The organism is Arcticibacter sp. (assembly GCF_053551015.1).
In genome coordinates, this window is sequence record NZ_JBMQOB010000008.1 from 1 (window position 1) to 22,084 (window position 22,084).

The 22,084-nt window shown below is 44.2% G+C and carries 20 protein-coding genes and 1 tRNA gene; 12 read left to right on the forward strand and 9 right to left on the reverse strand.

Annotated elements, in window-relative coordinates; all coding sequences use genetic code 11:
• The first annotated feature begins 144 nt into the window (after nucleotides 1-144).
• Entirely contained in the window at nucleotides 145-666 is a 522-nt protein-coding gene (locus ACO1NU_RS04350; RefSeq protein ID WP_448817240.1) for a hypothetical protein, read from the forward strand.
• 673 nt (nucleotides 667-1,339) lie between these two features.
• On the opposite strand, the gene ACO1NU_RS04355 is transcribed toward ACO1NU_RS04350, so the two are convergent.
• Together ACO1NU_RS04355 and ACO1NU_RS04360 are read right to left on the reverse strand one after the other, a co-directional pair.
• Complete coding sequence (locus ACO1NU_RS04355) at nucleotides 1,340-1,969, reverse strand: hypothetical protein (RefSeq protein ID WP_448817241.1); 630 nt, start codon at nucleotides 1,967-1,969, stop codon at nucleotides 1,340-1,342.
• Entirely contained in the window at nucleotides 1,966-2,616 is a 651-nt protein-coding gene (locus tag ACO1NU_RS04360) for a hypothetical protein (RefSeq protein ID WP_448817242.1), read from the reverse strand. Before ACO1NU_RS04360 ends, ACO1NU_RS04355 begins: the two co-directional genes overlap by 4 nt.
• A 495-nt stretch (nucleotides 2,617-3,111) precedes the next feature.
• On the opposite strand from ACO1NU_RS04360, the gene ACO1NU_RS04365 reads away from it, so the two are divergent.
• Nucleotides 3,112-4,173 (forward strand): YbjQ family protein, encoded by a 1,062-nt coding sequence (locus ACO1NU_RS04365; RefSeq protein ID WP_448817243.1) that lies wholly within the window; start codon nucleotides 3,112-3,114, stop codon nucleotides 4,171-4,173.
• A 137-nt stretch (nucleotides 4,174-4,310) separates the two neighbouring features.
• Here the strand turns inward: ACO1NU_RS04365 and ACO1NU_RS04370 are convergent, their stop codons facing one another.
• From ACO1NU_RS04370 to ACO1NU_RS04385, 4 genes are all read right to left on the reverse strand, one after another.
• Nucleotides 4,311-4,997, reverse strand: coding sequence for a hypothetical protein (locus tag ACO1NU_RS04370; RefSeq protein WP_448817244.1), 687 nt, complete (start codon nucleotides 4,995-4,997; stop codon nucleotides 4,311-4,313).
• A gap of 182 nt (nucleotides 4,998-5,179) precedes the next feature.
• Nucleotides 5,180-5,251, reverse strand: a tRNA-Gln gene (locus ACO1NU_RS04375).
• Between the two features lie 178 nt (nucleotides 5,252-5,429).
• Complete coding sequence (locus ACO1NU_RS04380) at nucleotides 5,430-5,627, reverse strand: DUF2158 domain-containing protein (RefSeq protein ID WP_448817245.1); 198 nt, start codon at nucleotides 5,625-5,627, stop codon at nucleotides 5,430-5,432.
• A 126-nt stretch (nucleotides 5,628-5,753) separates the two neighbouring features.
• Entirely contained in the window at nucleotides 5,754-6,041 is a 288-nt protein-coding gene (locus ACO1NU_RS04385; RefSeq protein ID WP_448817246.1) for a hypothetical protein, read from the reverse strand.
• 76 nt (nucleotides 6,042-6,117) lie between these two features.
• Between ACO1NU_RS04385 and ACO1NU_RS04390 the strand changes: the two genes are divergently transcribed.
• The 4 genes from ACO1NU_RS04390 (at nucleotide 6,118) to ACO1NU_RS04405 (ending at nucleotide 10,122) form a co-directional block, all read left to right on the forward strand.
• On the forward strand, nucleotides 6,118-6,750 hold the full coding sequence (locus ACO1NU_RS04390) for a helix-turn-helix transcriptional regulator (RefSeq protein ID WP_448817247.1): 633 nt from the start codon (nucleotides 6,118-6,120) through the stop codon (nucleotides 6,748-6,750).
• Nucleotides 6,751-6,753: 3 nt separating this feature from the next.
• On the forward strand, nucleotides 6,754-7,470 hold the full coding sequence (locus tag ACO1NU_RS04395) for a DUF3307 domain-containing protein (RefSeq protein WP_448817248.1): 717 nt from the start codon (nucleotides 6,754-6,756) through the stop codon (nucleotides 7,468-7,470).
• A 37-nt stretch (nucleotides 7,471-7,507) separates the two neighbouring features.
• On the forward strand, nucleotides 7,508-9,772 hold the full coding sequence (locus tag ACO1NU_RS04400; protein WP_448817249.1) for a Tex family protein: 2,265 nt from the start codon (nucleotides 7,508-7,510) through the stop codon (nucleotides 9,770-9,772).
• Nucleotides 9,773-9,873: 101 nt separating this feature from the next.
• Nucleotides 9,874-10,122, forward strand: a complete 249-nt coding sequence (locus ACO1NU_RS04405; protein WP_448817250.1) for a hypothetical protein — start codon at nucleotides 9,874-9,876, stop codon at nucleotides 10,120-10,122.
• Between the two features lie 76 nt (nucleotides 10,123-10,198).
• Here ACO1NU_RS04405 and ACO1NU_RS04410 read toward each other — a convergent pair whose 3' ends face one another.
• A complete protein-coding gene (locus tag ACO1NU_RS04410) occupies nucleotides 10,199-10,813 on the reverse strand; it encodes an IMPACT family protein (protein ID WP_448817251.1) in 615 nt (204 codons plus the stop codon).
• Nucleotides 10,814-11,072: 259 nt separating this feature from the next.
• On the opposite strand from ACO1NU_RS04410, the gene ACO1NU_RS04415 reads away from it, so the two are divergent.
• Genes ACO1NU_RS04415 through ACO1NU_RS04435 form a run of 5 tightly spaced genes read left to right on the forward strand, consistent with a single transcriptional unit; the run spans nucleotide 11,073 to nucleotide 17,968 of the window.
• Nucleotides 11,073-13,640: a phosphoenolpyruvate carboxylase gene (locus tag ACO1NU_RS04415; protein ID WP_448817252.1), complete on the forward strand. Its 2,568-nt coding sequence runs from the start codon at nucleotides 11,073-11,075 to the stop codon at nucleotides 13,638-13,640.
• A 9-nt stretch (nucleotides 13,641-13,649) separates the two neighbouring features.
• Nucleotides 13,650-14,405, forward strand: a complete 756-nt coding sequence (locus tag ACO1NU_RS04420; protein WP_448817253.1) for a peptidase — start codon at nucleotides 13,650-13,652, stop codon at nucleotides 14,403-14,405.
• The gene (locus ACO1NU_RS04425; protein WP_448817254.1) at nucleotides 14,402-15,247 is read left to right on the forward strand and encodes a transglutaminase-like domain-containing protein; all 846 of its coding nucleotides are present in this window, start codon (nucleotides 14,402-14,404) and stop codon (nucleotides 15,245-15,247) included. Before ACO1NU_RS04420 ends, ACO1NU_RS04425 begins: the two co-directional genes overlap by 4 nt.
• Before the next feature lie 42 nt (nucleotides 15,248-15,289).
• Nucleotides 15,290-16,933, forward strand: coding sequence for a hypothetical protein (locus ACO1NU_RS04430; RefSeq protein ID WP_448817255.1), 1,644 nt, complete (start codon nucleotides 15,290-15,292; stop codon nucleotides 16,931-16,933).
• 15 nt (nucleotides 16,934-16,948) lie between these two features.
• Nucleotides 16,949-17,968: a Gfo/Idh/MocA family oxidoreductase gene (locus tag ACO1NU_RS04435; RefSeq protein ID WP_448817256.1), complete on the forward strand. Its 1,020-nt coding sequence runs from the start codon at nucleotides 16,949-16,951 to the stop codon at nucleotides 17,966-17,968.
• Between the two features lies 1 nt (nucleotide 17,969).
• On the opposite strand, the gene ACO1NU_RS04440 is transcribed toward ACO1NU_RS04435, so the two are convergent.
• Entirely contained in the window at nucleotides 17,970-18,857 is an 888-nt protein-coding gene (locus tag ACO1NU_RS04440; RefSeq protein ID WP_448817257.1) for a diacylglycerol/lipid kinase family protein, read from the reverse strand.
• A 33-nt stretch (nucleotides 18,858-18,890) separates the two neighbouring features.
• Nucleotides 18,891-19,226, reverse strand: a complete 336-nt coding sequence (locus tag ACO1NU_RS04445) for a MerR family transcriptional regulator (protein ID WP_448817258.1) — start codon at nucleotides 19,224-19,226, stop codon at nucleotides 18,891-18,893.
• 111 nt (nucleotides 19,227-19,337) lie between these two features.
• Here ACO1NU_RS04445 and alaS point away from each other — a divergent pair, with 111 nt between their 5' ends.
• Nucleotides 19,338-21,971, forward strand: coding sequence for an alanine--tRNA ligase (gene alaS / locus ACO1NU_RS04450; RefSeq protein ID WP_448817259.1), 2,634 nt, complete (start codon nucleotides 19,338-19,340; stop codon nucleotides 21,969-21,971).
• The last annotated feature ends 113 nt before the right edge of the window (nucleotides 21,972-22,084 follow it).

Sequence of the window (22,084 nt, forward strand, 5' to 3'; positions counted from 1 at the left end):
ATTCACATAACGGAGCAGAAAAGAGCAGAAAGAAAGAGAATTCAAGATATCACTGAACCGGCCTCTGAATTATCAGCGGATATCAACAAATATTACACAACTAGTTCATTACTTTTGTCCAACTAATAAGGGGTCGGTACAGTTTTGAACAGTTTCAAGCGTAATTATCTCACAGATGCACTCCAAGGATTCTATGATGATTTTGCGGAGTTCTCTGGTTCGGATGGGGAGCTTACAGAATCTGAGATTGGAAAGCTTCGGGCTATGTATGACGCGATCATGAGTAATGCTGATGTAAAGTTCAAGGACCTGGAGAAGGTGGCGGGGATAAGTTTAGGAAGCACCGAAAACACCTCCTCCGCCTCGAAGACCATCGGTGCTTCTATGACCGAAGAAACGGCATCTCGGGCATTGGGTATCTGGACAGCGATGTACGATATTGAAAAGCGATCAAGTGGGTACCTGGTGGAACAATTAGCCACAATGAACGATGGCAAGAGTCTACTGCAGCAACAAAGGGATATCGCTATGCAGGGTGTCGTATATCAACAGAGGACGGCAGAAAATACGGCAGCGACTGTTCAGCGGTTAGATTCAGCCATTACTGAACTAAAGTCGATCAACAGAAATACCGGAGGAGTAAGTAGTAGAGATATTGGAAGATAAGTTATAAGCGACAAAGATTTTAAATTAATAGTTACGCATGACCTCGGTACTCCCATAGTGCCAGGGTTTTTTTAAGAAATCGAAAAAGGGATTACTTGTTAGTATTTTTTTGAAGTTCCTTACAAGGCGGGAATCTTATTTGCGAAGGGATCGATTGATTATAAGCTGAATTGATTGCTTGGCCAATATAAAATATGCATCCTAAGTCAAGGTAGCGTCTGGTGGGCTCCTGAAGAGATTGCCCGGATTGAGAAGGAATTGAAGGAGGCGCAGGCAAGTACTCATAACAAGAGCAACTTAGATAACAACTAAACTTTAATCGCCCATCGGCAAATACGTTTTAATTTTAATCTGTACTCAGTTTTATTTGGTTCTTCTGAAGGTAAACGAGAAACTTCCGAATGTGCAATAGTGCTTTTTGTAGGGCAGTGGATAACATCTAATGGGTTGATATTCCTAACATTGACTACATCCATAACAACTACGGCGTTCTCGGCGGGAGTATTTGCTCTTTGTCGACAGTCTTCCGGAGTGCTATATTTTGACCACTCCGTTGACATTCCACTACCAATGGGTCTGAACGCACCAGGTATTATATCGCCATTTCTAATGTTTTGCTTGTGGATTCGGTAAAAAATACTATCGGCGTCCGGTATGTGTTCAATATCAGTAATCACTTATAATTTAGTAAGAATGGGAACAATAAAAATTCATAATCACTTGCATCAAACTCTCCGTGTATTTTATTTGACTTGTAATTGTCACCAAAATAAGTGCAAAGGCCCGTATTCGTGATATTGATTAATAGATTAAAACGCTCGTATTCCCAATAAATATCAATACTCCCTTCGGGTCCATGATAGATTTTAGGTATAAAAATTGTCTTTCCGGTCGTATTGAGAATACTGGTTGAATAATTTATTAGGAATTTAATCGCCTTAATCCAAGTTTCAACAGTGTAGCCAATTGCACCTTCATCATCCCAATTGTCAGGAAGTTCAAGCATATATTTAGATCGCTCAATTTCTTCTGCTAGATTTCGAAGTTCAATTGGAACAACGCCAACTCCAACTCCATTTATCGAAATGAAATTTGAAATGGAAGTAAGTTCATTTTTTAAAAAGATGTGAACCTTCTCAAAGTGAATCCGTCCCAAAAATGCCAAATGGTCGGGTTCTCTTTTAACGTTTATCGCAGGATGTATGTCTGTTGGCGTAAAATTCTCCCAGCACGTATTTATACTTAATAAATAGTCCTCTGTAGAGGGCTTCTTTTTTCTTTCGTAGGATTTTACTGAAATCATACTTGATTGTAAATTAAATCAGAACGATAATACTCTTGAATAATTTCTGCTTCCTCTTTAGCGTTAGCCAAGGTCTTAAATAGCTGCTCGAGATCAGCGTTATCCAAAGTCACAGAAAATTCTTTTTCAGAAGATTCAGTCGAATAAGAAATCTTAAGATGATGATAAATCATACTTCCTTCAACTTTCTTTTCAATAACGATAGGCTTAATATCAGAGCTAACTCGTGCACCTTGAAATACTGCGTCAACATCGCCCGTCGAAATCATTGACTTTGCTAGCAGCTTCAAATTTATATTTTCGACATTCAGCAATGTAGTGATATCATCCAAGACGCTAGAATGTGTAGAGTCTTCGATACTTTTTTCCCCCGTTACTGAAATATAGAGCTGTTCTATTATATCTTCCTTTGTTATAGGAGTGTTGACAAGTGTAACAAGCGTTGATAAAAGTAGCGTTATAATCGGTCTGCAGTCATCTTCCGATTCGTTAATTAAGGAAGCAATACCTATATTCAAATCTTTTGTGGAAACATTTCGTGGGGCATTCTTTAAATAACCAATTATCTTTTCCTTTTGGTTTATCGAAAGTTTCAAATAATTCTGTAAAGCTTCAATATCCTTTTTTGGGATGCTTATAGATGCCATGTTTAGATTTTAGGATCAAATATATATTATTTTCTATATAAACTACTTAAATCTAAACTTAGTGCATTTGTTTTACACAAATTCCCATTTAACGTCAATGTTACTGTTTTAAAGTTCTGTGTCTCCTCAAAAAAAAGCTGAAAGTTTCTTCAATTGAATACTATAGCATTCACGTCATAAGAATCACTGGATTTATCTCCCACCTACTTAGATCATAAGAGCCCCTCATCACTGCCTAGCAAATCCCAGCGTGCTTACCCTCTAAATTTTTCCATTCCTTACCACCCACATTAAGTAAACAGGCCTATTTAACAACGCATTAGCAAGGTCGTAGCTTTGAATAACAACGAAAGAGCAATGACATTTATCAAGGACATCATGGGCACCCAAGTGGCCGGCCGGCTAGCTCTAAGGCTCATGACATATTGAATTCCTGTTCATCGTTTTTTTATTGAATAGATTAGTATACATTTGAGAACCAATCGCCTTACTATAATGAGTAATCTCATCACTACCACAACTAGCAACCTCGAAGGTTGGACCATAACAAACTACCTCCAGCCTGTATCGTCTAATATTGTCGTCGGCGCAAATATTTTCAGCGACTTTTCAGCGTCAATAACTGACTTTTTTGGAGGTAGATCCGGGACATATGAAAAGAAGTTACAGCAGATATACGAGCAGTCAATTCAAAAACTTCAAAAAAAAGCTAAGGCCATGGGCGCCTCCGCTATCGTGGGATTAAAAATTGATATTGATGAGATCACCGGCAAGGGGACACAGATGTTTATGGTTACCGCATACGGTACACCTGTTCGGGCCATAAGACAGCGTAATGAAGTATCGACTAACGATTCCGCTATCGAGAAAGTTATGGATGGCACCTATGTTGAGAATAAGGTGATAGCGAAAAGGATTATTGAACGATCAGAAATAAATAAACGCTTGGATTTAAATGACCTTAACTTCATTTTGGAACATCCATATCCTGAGTTTGTGGACACGATGATAGATTACACTAGAAGGAATGCCTCTAACGCCACAGGTCCGGAAGATGAGACAGTGGCAATGCAGATCAGATCTTATTTTTCAAATATCGATCCTAATACTGCAGCTGAGGTGTTGTATGTAGAATTATTGAAGGCTGATTATGGTGTTAAATATCAGTATTCTATTCGCGATGCAATAAAAGAATTGTGTCTTATCGATTACGATAAATTGGCTGATATCATGAAGTCAGGTAATTTGCAGCAGGGTAAATTTGCATTGAACATTCTAGCGGCTAAACGTGAGTCATACACAGAGGCTGATAAGATAGGCCTTGCAAGGATGAAAGATATAATCGACGAGTCCTTCCAACCGTTAGGAACAGTCACTTCTAAAAAGGGATTCATGTCAGGAGAAAAATCTGTGTGGGTTTGTACCTGTAAACGATCAAATGATCTTGATGCGAAGTATTGCGCAGGATGCCTGAATGATATTTATGGATTCAAGCAAGGGGAGTCGCACCCGGTGGGTCTCTCCAAGCTTATTGAAGATAGGCTATCGTTTATCTAGTCCTTAAATAACAATGGCCGGACATAGGGCCCAGCCAAAGAGATAAAATTTCTGATTACGAGAACCAGAGTTCAAATATACTATTCTTTATAGTCGGAAGCAAAGGTGCCATCAAATCAAAGCACGTAAATAATTTATTAAAATAGATCCCGTGCATCAATGCTTTTTCGGCCATTAGTATTCCCATCCAGGGTATTTCTTAACCGGGCTATTTCTTGCGTTAACTCCTCTATTTTCTTTGGGATTGTTTTCATCTTGAGGTAGGTGTCTGCTATATCGGTTTCCACTCTAGCGGTTTTTCTAAAGGGATCCAACGAAATATGAAATTGCTGCTTTAGTCGTTTTCGGCTTTTAATCGAGAGGGAATAGGATAAGGCTCCGGAATAGTCAAGAGGTTCATCCTCATGTTTGTCAAAATAATCCTTAGTAGCGTCTACCGGAATAGATATACGGCGGTCTTTATTTAGAACGGCAATGTCATACTTGCCAAAACTTCCAAATCTTACTAGCTCATTGTTTACATCAAATAACGGTGTTTCCCACTCGATTTTTATATTGAAAGCTGGTTTGTTTCCGTAGTTCTGTATAGTGAGGAACATGGCCCCCGATCGACTTTTTATGTCAAAGTCAATAATTAATTGCGGATTGTCTGCTTCGTTTTGTTTATGAAATACTTCATAGGCTACATACGCGGATATAACTGCTATTATCAAAGACAGTGATGCAGTAAGTGTCTCCCATTCGAGTGCACGGTAGGAGTTGTAGGATAGATAAGCAGAAATTAACAAAGCTGCTAGAAACACTACTTTGAATAGGATTCTCATATGATTAGTTTTTGAGGTACTAACATATAGAATCCTTTTTGTAGTTTTCCTATAAGCCGAGGACTAATATTGAATTTGAGTGGATGACTTGGTAGGATTCTCCTTTCGCTTTACAAACCGACAACGAAACCGACAACAAAAGATAAAAAAAGCCCTCTATCGTGAAATAGAGGGCTTTTTTGCAGTCCTGCTAGGGCTCGAACCTAGATCTTCAGAACCAGAATCTGACGTGGTAGCCATTACACTACAGAACTGCGTCAAAAATACGATAAAATTTATTTTCTTGAAAATGAAATGTGATTTTATTGAGGAAAATGCCCTTTAGATGTAACGAAAGAGGGGAGCGGCAAGGTTTGTTCTTCTTTAGCTAGCGCGGAATTGCTTGTTTTGCAGAATCTTATCAAGGAAGCCTTAAAAGGAATTTTTATAGTTTTATTCCCTTTTTTCTGCCGTAAAGTTGATCAGTGTCTCAAAATCTGAGTGGTCGTATTCAAAAGACCCTTTATCGACACTCCAGTATTTAGATTTAATGAAGTTTAGCTCAATTTCAATAACGGTCATTTTAGGGCCGCCAGACTTTAGTTGAACGATGTCGCCAATTAAAAAGTCTTCTGGTTTTAATACTTTCATAGCGCTCATTTTGATGTTTCTAAACTAATTAAATCTCAAAACGGGATAAATGTTTGATCCTCAAGGGTATTATTGTGTATTCTTGTGAACTTTGCTGAATGGGGTAGGTGAGGGATCTGGTAAAGGTCACACCTCTATTTCCTGAAGGATGGTTTGGCTAAGTTTAAATTCCAGTGCAAGGTATTCGGGTGGGCAGTTTACCGGATCTGCTATTTTAAAATTTCCGTCTTCTGAAACTTCCATGTGAAAGCGATGTCTGGTTTCATCCTTCGCAACATACACCTGGAATAACTGAAGTTTTAAAATATTCATCGGATTGAATTCAAATTCCACGCTGTCTATTTCTTTAAAGAATCTCCTTATCATAGCGCAAATATAGCAATTAGGGTGTTTTATAGCGTCTTTTATCGCCATATTATGCGATTTTATTTAATTATCGTATTATTTGTCGATATTTTGAAATTATCGCCATATATGACTATATTCGGGGATGGAATCAACAAAGGCAGTACTAACAGCTGATATCGTCAATTCGACCTTGATGGATGGAAAAGACCTCAATGATCTCATCGTGATGATCCGTTCTGAGTTCAAACAATCGAAGGTGTCGTCTGAGTTTTATAGGGGAGACAGCTTTCACCTGTTGACGGAAGTTGAGGATGCCTTTGAAATGGCATTGAAGCTCCGCGTGCTGGCGCGTCAGGTGGCGAATGTGGGTGCTGGTGGAAATGCAGATATCCGGATCGCTATAGGCCTGGGTAAGGTGCAGGATGGTATTAAAAGTATGGCGCTTGGGAAAGGGGAAGCCTTTCTGTTGTCAGGAAGGGAACTTGATCTCATTTCCAAATCGCAGGTCCGGCTATCTATACGTTGCTCCGATAGTAAGATTGACCCGGGTCTGGAAGCTGTTGCCTTGCTGGCCGACATGATACTGAAAGATCTTTCATCCAAGCAGGCAGAGGTGCTCAGTGAGCTGTTGATGGGATACACGCAGATGGAAGTTGCTTTGAAACTGAAGAAGAGTCAATCTACTATAAATAAGCTCGCACAGGCAGGTAACTGGTCGCAGCTGGAAAAAGCTTCGCAAATATATCGTAAACTTGCATTCTATATACAGGATTGATATATGCTATTACTCTGGTGTCTGAAAATGCTTGCTGCTCACCTGCTCACTGACTTTGCTCTACAGCCAAATTCATGGGTGCTGGGTAGAAATACCTACCATTTCAGATCCAGGCATATTTACTATCACATCATCATCACTGTTTTAATGGCCAGTTTGTTCGATGGTTTCAGCCATTGGACAGTACCTCTGGTTATCGGCATTTCCCATTACTGTATAGATCTCTGGAAGTCATACAGGCCACGAAAAATGATGTATTTCGCTATAGATCAGTCACTACACATCCTCGTTATTCTGTTGATGGGAGTTCTGTTGTATCCACCGGATATGGCGATATTCAAGTCTCTGCAGATGGCTTTGACAAAAGAAAGCTACTGGGCGATAGCCCTGGCGGTTATATTCCTGGCTCATCCCTCGGGAATTATAATAGGGATGCTGACAACCCGGTGGCGTGAACAGCTGGCAGATACATCAAACAGCCTGGCAGATGCCGGTAAGTGGATCGGAATTCTGGAGCGACTTATCATATTCGTGCTGGTGGTGTTTAATCAATATGCGGCCATTGGGCTGTTAACGGCTGCGAAATCGATCTTGCGGTTTTCGGAAAGTAAAAATGCACAGGAGAGAAGTGAATACGTGCTGATTGGAACTATGATCAGTATAGCCTTTGCCCTGGTTACCGGATTAATTATAAAAACCTTTTTGCCTGTATCGTTCTGATACATCTGGCATACACATAGAGAATATTGTTTTAGAGATGATTACACATGTAAGAAAGATCGCGGAGGAACTGAATATTGCTGAGAAGCAAGTGAACACCACCCTGACCCTGCTTGATGAGGGTGCGACGGTTCCGTTTATTTCGAGATACAGAAAAGAAATGACAGGAAGCCTTGACGAAGTTCAGGTAGCTGCCATAAGAGACAGGGCAGAGCAGCTTCGTGAGCTCGACAAAAGGAGGCAAGCCATTCTGAAGTCGCTCGGCGACTTAGGTAAACTGGACGCCGAGCTGGAAAAGCTTGTTATGAACGCTCAGACAATGGTCGAGCTGGAGGATATCTACCTTCCGTACAGACCGAAAAGGAAAACCCGGGCAAGTGTTGCCAGGGAGAAGGGGCTCCAGCCTTTAGCAGATATGCTTTTGGAGCAGAGTGCTTTTAACGTCCTTCAGGAAGCATCGAAATATGTCGACGATGCTAAAGGTGTGGGTTCCGATGTAGAAGCCCTGGCAGGAGCGAGGGATATTATCGCGGAGTTTATCAATGAACATGCGGAGGCACGTGCTCAGATCAGGCAGTTGTTTGTTGAAAAAGGGCAATTTATTTCGAAGGTTATTGAAGGAAAAGAGGAAGCCGGACAAAAATATAAAGACTACTTTGACTGGGTGGATTCAGTGAAGGATGCTCCTTCTCACCGCATTCTGGCTATGAGACGCGGGGAAAAGGAACTTGTTCTCACGCTTGATATCATGCCTCCGGAGGAGGATGCCCTAGCTCTGCTTGACCGGCAGTTCGTCAAGAACAGCTCAGAAGCTTCGGGACAAGTTAGGCTGGCCCTTGCAGACAGCTATAAACGTTTGCTGAAGCCGTCTATGGAGACTGAGATCAGACTCCAGACAAAGAAGCGGGCCGATGAAGATGCTATCCGGGTGTTTGCAGACAATGCCAAGCAACTGCTTATGTCTGCTCCGTTGGGACAAAAAGCCGTTCTGGCAATTGATCCTGGATTCAGAACCGGATGTAAAGTAGTCTGTTTAGATGAACAAGGTAAATTGCTCACTAATAAAGCTATATATCCTCACAGTGGTGCAGGAGGTCTGGCTGAAGCTAATCGGGTTATCAAGCAACTGGTATCAGAATACACAATCGACACGATCGCTATCGGGAACGGAACAGCAGGTCGGGAAACCGAGCTCTTTGTTAAAAATCTCAATCTTTCGGGAGTGAACGTTATCATGGTGAACGAGAGCGGGGCCTCAATCTACTCGGCATCCGAAGCAGCGAGAGAGGAATTCCCGGATAAAGATATTACCGTTAGGGGAGCGGTTTCCATTGGAAGACGTCTGATGGACCCTTTGGCCGAGCTGGTGAAGATCGACCCTAAATCAATCGGTGTGGGGCAGTATCAACACGACGTGGATCAGAATAAGCTGCAGTCTTCTCTCGACGATACAGTGATCAGCTGTGTAAATGCTGTCGGCGTAGAACTGAACACCGCATCGAAGCAGATATTGTCGTACATCTCCGGCCTTGGTCCTCAACTGGCAAAGAACATAGTTGAGTACAGGGAGGCTAATGGTGCATTTAAGAAACGATCTGAGTTGAAAAAGATTCCCCGACTGGGAGAGAAGGCTTTTGAACAGGCGGCAGGATTCCTGCGGATACATAATGCCCCTAATCCTCTCGATAGCAGCGCTATTCACCCCGAGCGCTACGATCTGGTTGCGCAGATGGCCAAGGATTTAAATTGTACGGTTCCAGATCTGATGAAAGATGAAGGCCTGAGAAAGAAGATTCGTCCCGAAAAATATATAACAGATGCTATCGGTTTGCCCACGATAAATGATATTCTGGAGCAACTCGCCAAACCGGGAAGAGACCCGCGTGAGCAGTTTGAGGCCTTTAGTTTTACCGAGGGAGTAAATGCGATCAGCGACTTGAAGGTTGGAATGGTGCTGCCGGGAATCGTCACAAACATCACCAGTTTTGGCGCCTTTGTGGATGTAGGTGTTCACCAGGACGGTTTGGTGCATTTAAGTCAGCTCTCAGACAGGTTTGTAAAAGACCCGAATGAAGTTGTCAAAGTTCATCAGCAGGTTACAGTGAGAGTCACTGAGGTTGATGAAGCACGTAAGCGCATCGCTTTATCCATGAAGATGGAAGGTGCTAAGACTCCGGTAAAATCAAAGGGAGCCCCCGCGCGCGATGCGAAGCCTGTAAAGAATTCCGGGCAGGGTAATAAAAGTGCCGGGAAGGAAGATTTTAAGGATAAACTGGCGGCGCTAAAAAGCAAGTTTTCCTAGTTTTTCACGCATAATTGCACGTTTCAAAATATTTAAAACTTTTTTGAAAAATCGAAGAACAAAAAATGAGGTGCAAAGGTTACTCATATATGGGAACTGATATGAGCAACTTGGAACAGCATGCTGCAACATGCTATAATTTCTTTGTAAACTTATTTGACAACGGTGAGTTTAACGAAATTATGGTGACCCAGAACCAGGATGGTTATAGTGTGAACCTGGAAGACAATACTTTCCTTGGAACACTCACACAGAATAGCGATCTTTCATGGCGTCTGGTAAAAGGAAACATGCCTGCTTATCTGTTTAATGAGATCATTAAGAGCATTAATCAGAAAATTAAAAACTAATAATGCTGGTCTCTGCTGAGATCAGGTGAACAGATATGTTCAAAAGGAAGGGCGATACCGACAAGTATCGCCCTTTTTAATTTGAATATAAGTATTTGTAAGATAGTCCGCTGACCTTATCCATCTTACCTAATACCTGATTTAAAATGCTTTTTCTTATCCCAAGGGTTATCGAGCACTCGTTATCAAAACTCTGCTCCAGAATTTGAAGATCATGCTCTTTTAAAACTCTCATTACCGTATTCATCTCCAGATAGCCGAAGTGCAGCGAATAGACGTCTGTAAGACTCAGCTCAATAATCACGCTTTCTTTCAGGGCCTCTACAGCGGCGGTTTTGTAAGCATTTATCAGTCCGGGGATGCCCAGAAGTGTACCTCCAAAATACCGCACCACGATAACGACCGTGTTTGTAACATCCTGAGAAAGGAGGGTATTCAGGATCGGTCTTCCTGCGCTTCCGGAGGGTTCTCCATCATCATTCAGTTTAAAGACGGATCTGTCTGTGGTGAAACGGGCTGCCCAGCAGTAATGCCTCGCTTTAGGGTGCTCAGCACGGATTCTTGCCAGGTGATCTTTCAATTCCTGCTCTGTTTTAACGGGAATTGCATAGCCGATGAACTTGCTGCCTTTATCACGAAAAATTCCTTCACCCGGGCGTCCTACAGTTTTATAGGTATCATCAAACAACATGCGCAATGATAACTAAAATGAACAAGCTATCGAAATTTGCCTTCAAACGCGGTTTTATTATCAACGAAGCGTATCTTAGGTCATTCTCCCGGATCTTCATGGGTAAAGAACTGTGTTGTATTTCTTTATGGATCTTCGGTGGACTGCTTTGCAGCACTTAAATCTCTCAATCTTATAGAGTATGCAGTCTGAACGGGAATAAAAAATTTTGTGAAATGCTTTATCCTTTTAATTTTGTTTAAAACAAGTACACGAATAGATGAAACTCAGCCAGAAAGAAGCAGTCTTTGCTAGTGAGGTGGTAACGCGATTTGAATTATACAATAGCTTATTCCTAACCCTTCCTTTTTATCGCGTAAAACATACCGGAACTTTACTCCCGTTTTTTACCTCTCATTGCGAAGAAAGTGTCAAACAGAACATTGCTCCGTCTGATATCATTGAAAGCTTTTTCGGTCAGTATGAGCAATACGTTCAGGCTTCAGACCGTTTTGATCTGCTGTTCCGTTTCATTCAGTACATCGAGAGACAGGTGGTGCTTTTTGATGCGATAGAAGATTCTGCGTTCAACAAGACGCATTCAGCTGATGAAGTAGGCTCTCTTGCCGTGCTTCTTCAACACGCATCATCTAATCCGTCAATGAAGGCAGCGATACGTAAGATGCTGGACACCTTCTCGTTGAGACTGGTACTTACAGCGCATCCTACACAGTTCTACCCGGGTAGGGTCCTTGCGATCATCACAGATCTTACCGAGGCCTTAAAAACAAACGATATCAACAGTGTCCACCTGCTTTTACAGCAGTTGGGTAAAACGCCGTTCTTCAACAAGACCAAGCCGACACCGGTTAATGAGGCGGTCAGCCTGGCCTGGTTCCTGGAGAATGTTTTCTATAAAGTAGTATCCAGCATCCAGAAACAGGTGGAGGATGAATTTGAAGCACCGATGTTCAATACGCATCAGCTTATCGAACTTGGCTTCTGGCCAGGGGGCGACCGTGATGGTAATCCAAACGTTACCTGCGAAAGCACAAAGGCTGTTTCGGAGCTCCTGCGAGAATTGCTGTTCCGCTGTTATTACCGCGATTTCCGAACCTTGAAACGTCGTATTACTTTCAGGGGGGTAGAAGACTATATGGAACGCTTGCAGCACCTGTTTTATCAAAATAGCTTTATCAAGACAGAAGAGCCTACCGATCTTCGCGATGAGATCTTGTCTAACCTGAACTCCGTTAAAGATGTTCTTCTCCGTTCACATGATGGTCTCTTTGTAGACGCTGTTGAAGATCTGATTCATAAAGTGAAGTTGTTTGGTAGTTACTTCGCATCCCTCGATATCAGACAGGACAGCCGCGTATTACGTAAGGCACATGCTGAATTAAGGGGAGCAATAGCTCATTCCTTCCCTGAAAACTACGATAGTTTGACTGAGGAAGAGAAGTTGAAGGCGATAAGCTTCGAAGAGACAGATGCACCTGCAACAGGATTCCAACCTCTGAGCGACGATACCTTCCAGACGATTCGCCTCATGAAGAAGATGCAGTTTGCAGGAGGAGAGAAGGCGTCTCACCGCTTCATTATCAGTAATTGCCAGCAGGCTTCTGATATCCTTCAGCTAATCAACCTGTTTTTATGGAGCGGGTGGCAGAAAGACAACCTGAGTGTAGACTTCGTGCCGCTGTTTGAAACCGTTCAGGATCTTGCTCTTGCCGGTACCGTTATGGAGACGCTTTATACCAACCCATTCTATAAAGAACACCTGGCTAAAAGAGGAAACAAGCAGATCATCATGCTTGGATTCTCAGACAGTACGAAAGACGGTGGATACCTGATGGCGAATTGGTCTATATACAAAGCTAAGGTTGCACTGACCTCGCTTGCCCGCAAGAACGGTATTCAACTGGCCTTCTTTGATGGTCGTGGTGGTCCTCCTGCACGTGGTGGAGGTAAAACGCACCGCTTCTATGCCACCATGGGAAGTGAAATTGCTAACGACCATATTCAACTGACCATTCAGGGGCAAACCATCAGCAGTCAATATGGGTCGTTCGATACGGCCTACTTTAATATTGAACAAATGGTTAATGCCGGTATCGTTTCTGCACTGGATACCAGCGATAAAAATACATTTACTCCTGCTCAGAAAACCATCATCGATGGTATGGCTGATACCAGCCACCGCGCTTTCGTGGCATTGAGAGAGGATCCATTGTTCTTGCGCTATCTCGAAGAACTCAGCCCGCTGAAGCTTCTTGCACACATCAACATCAGCAGTCGCCCGGTAAAGCGCGACTCAGGTGCCGAACTGAAGCTGGAAGACCTCCGAGCCATTAGCTTCGTGACTTCCTGGAGCCAGTTGAAACAAAACGTTCCCGGGTTCTATGGAGTAGGGTCTGCATTGAAGAAAGCGAAAGAAGAAGGCCTATGGGATGATGTTAAGAATATGTACGAAACATCCGGACAGTTTAAGACTATGCTCGACAACTGTATCATGTCCATGTCTAAAGTCAACTTCAATATCACGGCTTTCCTTGCCAATGATAAAACGTACGGCGATTTCTGGAAAAAGCTCAAGAATGAATACGACCTGACCAAGTCACTGATGCTGGAACTTACCGGCACCTCTGCACTAATGGAACAGTACCCTGTAGAACGTCGTTCTATAGCCCTGCGCGAGCGTATCGTGTTGCCGCTGGTCATCATTCAGCATTATGCACTTCAGCAGCTTGACAAGCATAAAGACGACGAGGAGAAGGTAAAGATATTCAACAAGCTGGTGATCCGCACCGTTTATGGCATTGTTAATGCAGGCAGGAACCTCGCTTAATTCAGAAGTATGACATATTGTTTGGCAATTAAGGTAAAAGAAGGTCTTGTCGCGATTGCCGATACGCGCATCACTTCCGGCACGGATACTACAGTCAAGAAAAAGGTTTTCGTTGATCAGAAAAAGCAGCATTCTCTGTTTATTATGACCAGTGGCCTGCGTTCAGTCAGAGACAAAGCGATCATTTACTTCAGAGAGCTTATTGATGGCGGGGCCGAATATAATAAGCTCTACAAGGCCGTGAACGCTTTTGGCGAACAGGTGAGGCGGGTGGCTCAGGAGGATCGCGTACCTCTTGAGCGTTCAGGATTTAAGTTTAACCTGAACACCATTATCGGAGGACAGCTGAAAGATGATGAAGAGCATAAGCTCTTCCTTCTTTATCCTGAGGGTAACTGGGTGGAGCTTGATCAGGGCTCACCCTTTGTCATTATCGGAAACTCTGGCCCCGGCAAACCCATCTTAAACCGGACCTTAAAGGAAGATTCCTCGATGAAACTGGCCCTTAAGACAGGTTTTCTATCGTTCGACTCCACACGTATGAGCACCAATGACGTTGATTTTCCAATTGACGTCATCCTCTACAATAAAGACAGCTTTGCCATGAGCGAGTATCGTTATGAGAAAGCAGACCTCGAGCATATTTCTGCCCAGTGGGCAAATGAGTTGAAAACAGCCCTCTTAAACATGCCTGAAAACTGGATGGAACCTGCTTTTGAGAAATTAAGAATCTTAAACGACGACTGCGGGAAGGTCGATCTATGAAGTTCAAGGTATCATCCGAATTAGGCTATTACTTCAACTCACCGGGAACGCTGATCCTCAATATCCATGCGTTAAAATCTCCGCACCAGCAGATACTAGGGGAGTCGTTCTTTGTAGACCCCTGGTTCTACTTCGAAGAACTGATTTCTGTAGGCGCAGATAACCGCTTTGTTCGGGTAAACGTTACCGAGCCTTCGCCGGTGAAGCTGCGCTATCAGGCGACGGTGGAAAACTCCTTCGATGTGATCAACTGTGCTGACCTTTATGAAGTGCAGGTGAGGGATATGGATGCCCTGGTGCTTTCGTACCTCAACCCAAGCAGATACTGTCAGTCGGATAAGCTCTATCGACTGGCTAACAACATGTTCGGGTATATCGACAACGCATTTGAAAAGGTGCTGGCTCTGACTGAATGGATCCATAACAATGTTGAATATCTGAGTGGCTCAACCAACTCACAAACCTCAGCTTACGACACGGTTACAGAGCAGGCGGGAGTATGTCGCGATTTCGCCCATCTGGGCATTGCCCTCTGCCGGGCTCTTACCATACCTGCCCGCTATTTCACAGGATACTCCTATAAGCTGAGTCCGCCCGACTTTCATGCATGCTTCGAAGCCTATCTGGGAGGTCGCTGGGTGATATTCGATCCCACCAAGCTTGCGCCCCTCAATGGGCTCGTAAAAATAGCTACGGGGAGAGATGCAGCCGACACTGCTATCGCCAGTATCTTTGGCGATGTCCGCTTCGATAGTATATCGGTTAACTGTGAGTTTGCCGGGACCGGATTTGAACCTCATTTCTACACCGACTCCAGTTCTCAGGCGCTCTCTTACCTCTAGGTTGCGCCTAAACTTTAAGGCGCTTTCGTTGTTCATCTGTTGATGAGAAAAAAGATCCTTATTGCAGGCGCTGCAATTATCGTTTTAATTGTCGGTGCACTGTTCTACTTCAAGTTCAGAAAACTCGACGACTTCGAACCCCAGATAAAAGCTAAACTTCAGAAGATTGTTCATGATGCATCCGGTGGACTCTATTACCTCCGGGTGGCGAAAGTGAACGCTGACGTAGTCAACTCCCGCATTATTCTTTCACAGGTGCAGATCGGTTATGATTCAGTAGTTTACAATCAGATGAGAGCAAATAAGCAGGCACCTGCAGACGTGTTCACCATCCGGCTTCAGTCGCTTGCCCTTGACGGACTTTCACCTGCTGATCTGATCAGCAAACGTGACATCCGTCTCAATATCCTCCTTCTTGAAAAGCCTGCTGTGCATGTCTACCATCATCGGCTGGATTACGAACGGCCGAAAAAAGGACAAAGTGTTTCTTCTATGGTGGAGAAGGAACTGGGAAGCTTTGGTTTGAACGTACTGAATCTGAAGGACGTAGACTTCGTTTATCACAGCGAAGGATCTAAAGTTCAAACGGTACTCAGTAACTTGAATGTCAGCTTGAAGGATATTCTCATCAATGGTGAAACAGAAGCTGACACTACCCGTTTTCTGTATGCGAAAGACGCCACTATCCAGCTGAAAAACTTCAGGCACAAGACGGCTGACAGTCTTTATACACTCAAGCTCGACAGTATCACCGTTCTGGCAGCACGGAATGAATTACGGATTAAGTCAGCCAGTCTGCAGCCTCGTATTTCCAAGGAGAACTATGCGAAAGTCATGAAAGCGCGGCAGGACCGCTATGATATTGATGTACGTGATGTCGTCCTCGAAGACGTCAGGTGGTGGACGCTGTTTGGTCAGGATGGTGTTTATGCGGGACGCGCTACGATTAAGGGCGGTAACCTGGAGGTATATAGCGATCGTACCATACCGCTGGGCAAATCCAAGAAGGTGAGGTACCCGCATCAACAGCTCTTCCAGTCGGATATGGCCATTGGCATCCGCGAAATAAAGGTGAAAAACATGGATGTGACTTTTATGGAACGGAGCCCGGAGACTATGCAGCGCGGAAAGATCACCTTCAACAATACGAGCGCTACGATATCCAACGTGACAAACATTCCTTCGTGGGTAGCAAAGAACGGCATGCTCAGGATCGATGCAGACACTCGCTTTATGAACGAAGGGCGGCTTAAGGCTGGCTTCCGGTTCAACCTGAAACGTCAGAAAGAAGGGGTGTTTTCTGTTTATGCTGATCTGGGACCTATGTCAGGACTCACCCTCAATAAGGCTACTATGCCCCTAGCAGCAGTAAAAGTCAGAGAGGCAAAGGTCAACAGGCTGCGCGTGGATATCAACGGAGACTACAACAAAGCCAACGGAAAGATCCTCCTTACTTATCAGGATCTCAAAGTAGATGTGCTAAAAAAAGGTAAGGATGGCACCCTGAAAAAGCGCGGTTTAATTACCTTTATAGCGAACAATTTTAAACTTCATGAACGCAATCCGAAGGAGGGCGAAAAGGCCAGGGCTCTTGATGCACATTACGCAAGACCGCCTGAAAAGTCCTTCTTTACACTGATCTGGAAAACTATTCTGGCCGGTGTAAAGGAATCTGTTGGCATGTAAACCATTATCAATATCATGAAACAACCGATCATAACAGGAATATTGTCATACGGAATGTCCGGCAGGGTATTCCACGCCCCATTTATTCATGCAAATAAGGACTTTAAACTTAGGGCGGTAACGGAGCGATCTGCTAAAAACATCAAGGACCACTATCCGGGTGTGATCAGCTATGACAGTGTCGACGAGCTGCTTCAAGATCCGGAGATTGAGCTTGTTATCGTGAATACGCCTAATAATACGCATTACGAATTCGCTAAAAAGGCACTTCTTGCAGGTAAACACGTCCTCGTGGAGAAACCCTTTGCGGCTACTTCGCGGGAAGCGAGGGAACTTTTCAACCTCGGCAAAGAACGTAACCTGAAGGTACTCGTCTACCAGAACAGGCGATGGGATTCTGATTTCATGTCCCTGAAGTCGATTGTCGACAGCGGTAAATTAGGCGATCTTATAGAAGTTCATCTGCGTTTTGATCGCTATCGTAGTGAGATCAGCAAAAAAGCCTTTAAAGAGCTTCCTTTGCCCGCCAGCGGCCTGACCTATGATCTTGGTCCCCACCTGATTGATCAGGTTATCAGCGTCTGGGGCAAGCCGCAGTGCTTCACCAAAACAACAGGGATATTCAGACCAGCATCGCAGGTTGATGATTTTATGCATATACATCTGCGATATGAAAGCGGTCTCAACGTCTTTGTAACTGCCAGTCTGCTCACCGCGGCGCCGCTTCCGTCCTTTGTAGCGCACGGCACCAAAGGTTCATATATCAAAGCGCGTACGGATGTGCAGGAAGATCAGCTCCAGGCAGGGGTAACTCCCGACAGCGAAAAGTATGGAATTGAGGAGGATGGAAAGGAGGGAACACTTACCCTCATCAACCAAGGAGGAGAGAAGATTACCGAGCACATAACGGCTCTAAAGGGGAATTACAACCGCCTCTTTGCAGCAGTTCATGATGCTATCCGCCATGATGCACCTTACCCTATTACTGAGGAGCAGGTGCTCGTACAGATGGAAATTCTTGAAGCTAAAGGCTAGGTTATTCCTCAGCCCGGGCGGGAGGAACGATCAGGGTCAGACAGGAGGGGATGATCTCCGCATGTATCTCGTTTACATTGCCGCAAACTTCTCCGTCTACCTGTAAGGTCGTCTTTTTCGACGAACGGATGTGCAGCTTGCTGCATCGGTGAACTTCCACGTACTCAGATGTCTGCAGGCTGTTCGTAAACATTTTCCAGGCAATCGAAAGCAGTTTAATGCGTGGAAAAGGGCGCACAATCACGAGCTCAAACTGCCCGTCATCTATCTTTCCAATCGGATTGATGACGGCACCGGTACCATATTTAGAGGCATTGGCAAAGGTCAATGAAACAGCCTTCCGCTTAAACTGATTGCCATCGATGTCAATATAGAAGCGATACTGCCTGATCAGAAATACTTCACGAAAAAGGTATTTAGCATAGGTTGCCAGCCCTCTTCCCGGATCCTCTTCAAAACGCTTTACGATACGGGCATTCAAACCCACGTCCGCCAGATGTATACAGATCTTTCCGTTGATCTTAAGCACGTCGATATGCTGTTTAACTCCGTCTTTCAGCAAACTTATGGCTGTATCCACCCGGTTGCCGATACCCAGCTCATTGGCCATGCCGTTAGCAGACCCGGTGGGAATGATTAGCATAGGAAGGGGGGTGTTATGGATCAGCTTGGCCAGCAGATTGATGGTCCCGTCGCCGCCCGCAACAGCGAGCGTCTCCGGCTGATATTCCTCAATGGCTTTTAATATCTGCTTTTCTTTGATGTCCTTCTTGAGCTCAAAGATCGAATACTCATAATGTAATTCTTCAGAAGAATTCTGAATCAGCGATTTAAGGTTTCCGTCCGTCTGGTTGCCAGACCTCGTGTTAATTATGAATAGTACTCTCACGTTATTGAAGATAAACTCAGAGAGCGTTGAAAACTACAGCTGATCTTTTACTTCAAGCAGAAACTTCTTCAGCTTCTCCAGCGAATCAATCACCTTCTGGTTCTCCTTTATTTCCGTCCGGTTGTTCTTCAGGTGCTCCTTAGCGCCGGATAATGTATACCCTTTGTCCTTTACCAGATGGAAGATAATTTTCAGATTTTCAACGTCTTCCGGTGAGAACAGCCTGTTGCCTTTTTTGTTTTTCTTCGGCTGCAGAATTTCAAATTCACGCTCATAAAATCGTATCTGAGAGGCGTTAACCTGAAACATTTCAGTCACTTCTCCCATTGTGTAATAGAGTTTGTTGATGTCTCTTTCTTTATATGGCATAATACAAATGTAGACGATTTCCCCAACAAACGATATCAGTTTAGCGATTTATGGTCTCTAATATTCCAAAATCCAAATCTGATATTAACTTTGCAACCAAATATTTAAAGGATGACAACGAAGGAAATCAGAAAAGGATTTTTAGATTTTTTTGCAGGTAAGGGCCATCAGGTAGTGCCTTCTGCGCCAATTGTGGTAAAGAACGACCCTACACTGATGTTTACTAATGCAGGAATGAACCAGTTTAAAGATATTTTTCTGGGCGAGGCACCTGTGAAATATGCAAGGGTGGCTGACACCCAACGCTGTCTGCGCGTGTCCGGTAAGCATAACGATCTGGAAGAGGTGGGTATCGACACCTACCACCATACCATGTTCGAGATGTTGGGCAACTGGAGCTTTGGTGATTACTTTAAGGAAGATGCGATTGCCTGGAGCTGGGAGCTTCTGACAAAGGTATATGGCATTGAGGAAGATAAATTATATGTAACTGTTTTCCAGGGTGATGAAAAAGAAGGTCTTCCTAAAGATCAGGAAGCTTATGACTTCTGGAAACAATGGATCTCTGAAGACAGAATTCTTCTGGGGAACAAAAAGGATAATTTCTGGGAGATGGGCGATACAGGTCCCTGCGGTCCCTGTTCAGAGATACACGTAGACTGCCGTTCTGAAGAAGAGCGTGCGCTGGTAGATGGCAAGACCCTGGTCAATGCCGATCATCCCCAGGTTATTGAGATCTGGAATAACGTATTTATGCAGTTTAACCGTCTGAAAGACGGGTCTTTACAATCTTTGCCTGCACAGCATGTGGATACGGGAATGGGACTTGAAAGGCTCGTGCGTATCCTGCAGGGTAAATCTTCTAACTACGATACGGATGTATTTCAGCCCTTGATCTCGTTCATCGCCAGTGAAAGTGGGATTCCATACACTCAGGGAGAGAGTATGGCGAAAACCGATGTCGCAATGCGCGTCATGGCCGATCATATTCGTGCTATAGCCTTCGCTATCGCAGATGGCCAGCTGCCATCGAACGTAAAAGCCGGATATGTTATCCGCCGAATCCTGAGAAGGGCCGTACGCTACGCGTATAGCTTCCTTGATATGAAAGAACCATTCTTCAATAAACTGGTACCTGTTCTGGCCGATCAGTTCGACGGCGTATTTCCTGAGCTTAAGGCGCAGCAGGACTTTGTGCAGAAGGTCATTCTTGAAGAGGAGGTGTCTTTCCTTAGAACGCTCGCTACGGGCATTCAGCGCTTTGAAAAATATACTTCAGACAATCAGGTAGTCGACGGGAACTTCGCTTTCGAATTATACGATACTTTTGGATTCCCGATAGACCTGACAGAGCTCATGGCGAGAGAGAATGGAATGACGGTTGATATGGAAGGCTTCAGCCAGGCTCTCGAAGCTCAAAAAGCGCGTTCAAGAGCGGCTACCGCAGTAGATACGACCGATTGGATCATCATCAATTCCGGCGATACCAATGAGTTTGTGGGCTATGACCTGGCAGAATCACCTGCCCGGATCCTGAAATACAGAAAAGTAACAGCTAAGGGCAAGGTGCAGTTCCAGATTGTACTTGATCGCACTCCTTTCTATGCGGAGAGCGGTGGGCAGGTTGGCGATACCGGCTTCCTGACGGCTGATGATGGTATGCAGATCAGGATCACTGATACCAAGAAAGAAAATGCTCTTAATATTCACTTTACTGACGAAATCCCTGAAGGATTCGAACTGGAAGCACCTCTGGTCGCTACGGTAGATGCAGGAAGACGTGTATTGATTCAGAGTAATCACTCGGCAACACACCTGCTTCAGGCTGCACTAAGAGAGGTTTTAGGAACGCATGTACAACAGAAGGGGTCCCTCGTGAACGCAGATTACCTGCGCTTCGATTTCTCTCATTTTGCAAAGGTGACCGATGAGGAACTGGCAAGGGTGGAAGCGATTGTTAATCAGAAGGTCCGCGAGAATATATTATTGAAGGAAGAACGTGATGTACCATTTCAGGACGCCGTAAGCCGGGGCGTAACAGCGTTATTCGGTGAGAAATATGGGGAGTTCGTCCGCATCATTACGTTTGACGACAACTACTCTAAAGAGCTTTGCGGAGGTATCCATGTGCAGGCAACCGGACAAATAGGCTATTTCAAGATCGTATCTGAAAGTGCCGTGGCGGCAGGAGTAAGAAGGATTGAGGCCATAACCGGACAAGCTGCCGAGACATTCTTCAATCAGCAGGCGAGCTTGCTCAACCAGTTGAAAGGGCTCCTGAAGAACCCTAAGGATCTCACTAAATCCCTTGAATCGCTGCTGGAGGAGAATACCCGCCTGAAGAAAGAGATTGAGAAAAGTGTTTTTGAAAAAGCTGCAAATCTGAAAAGTGAGCTGGCCGCTAAAGCAGAGCAGATCAACGGTATGAATTTTATTGCCGCACGTATCGACTTCGCTAATGCAGATGCAGTGAAAAACCTGGCTTTCTCTCTGAAAGAGATGGTATCCGATTTGTTCCTGGTACTGGCTTCCGAATCAGATGGTAAACCGGGACTAACAGTCATGATCTCTGAAGAACTGGTAGATAAAAGATCGCTGAACGCCGGTAATATCGTGCGCCAGTTGGCTAAGAATATCCAGGGTGGTGGCGGTGGTCAGCCTTTCTATGCTACTGCAGGTGGAAAGGATAGCTCAGGACTCGATCTTGCGCTGACGAAAGCGCGGGAGTTGGCTTCTCTTGCCTGATTCCAGGTCAAAAAATAATTAAGTCCCAGACGCTCAGAATACAACCCTTCTGAGACTATAAAACAGCAAAGAAGAGCCCAAACAAAAAAGGCTCTTTTTTGTTTATGGGAGAA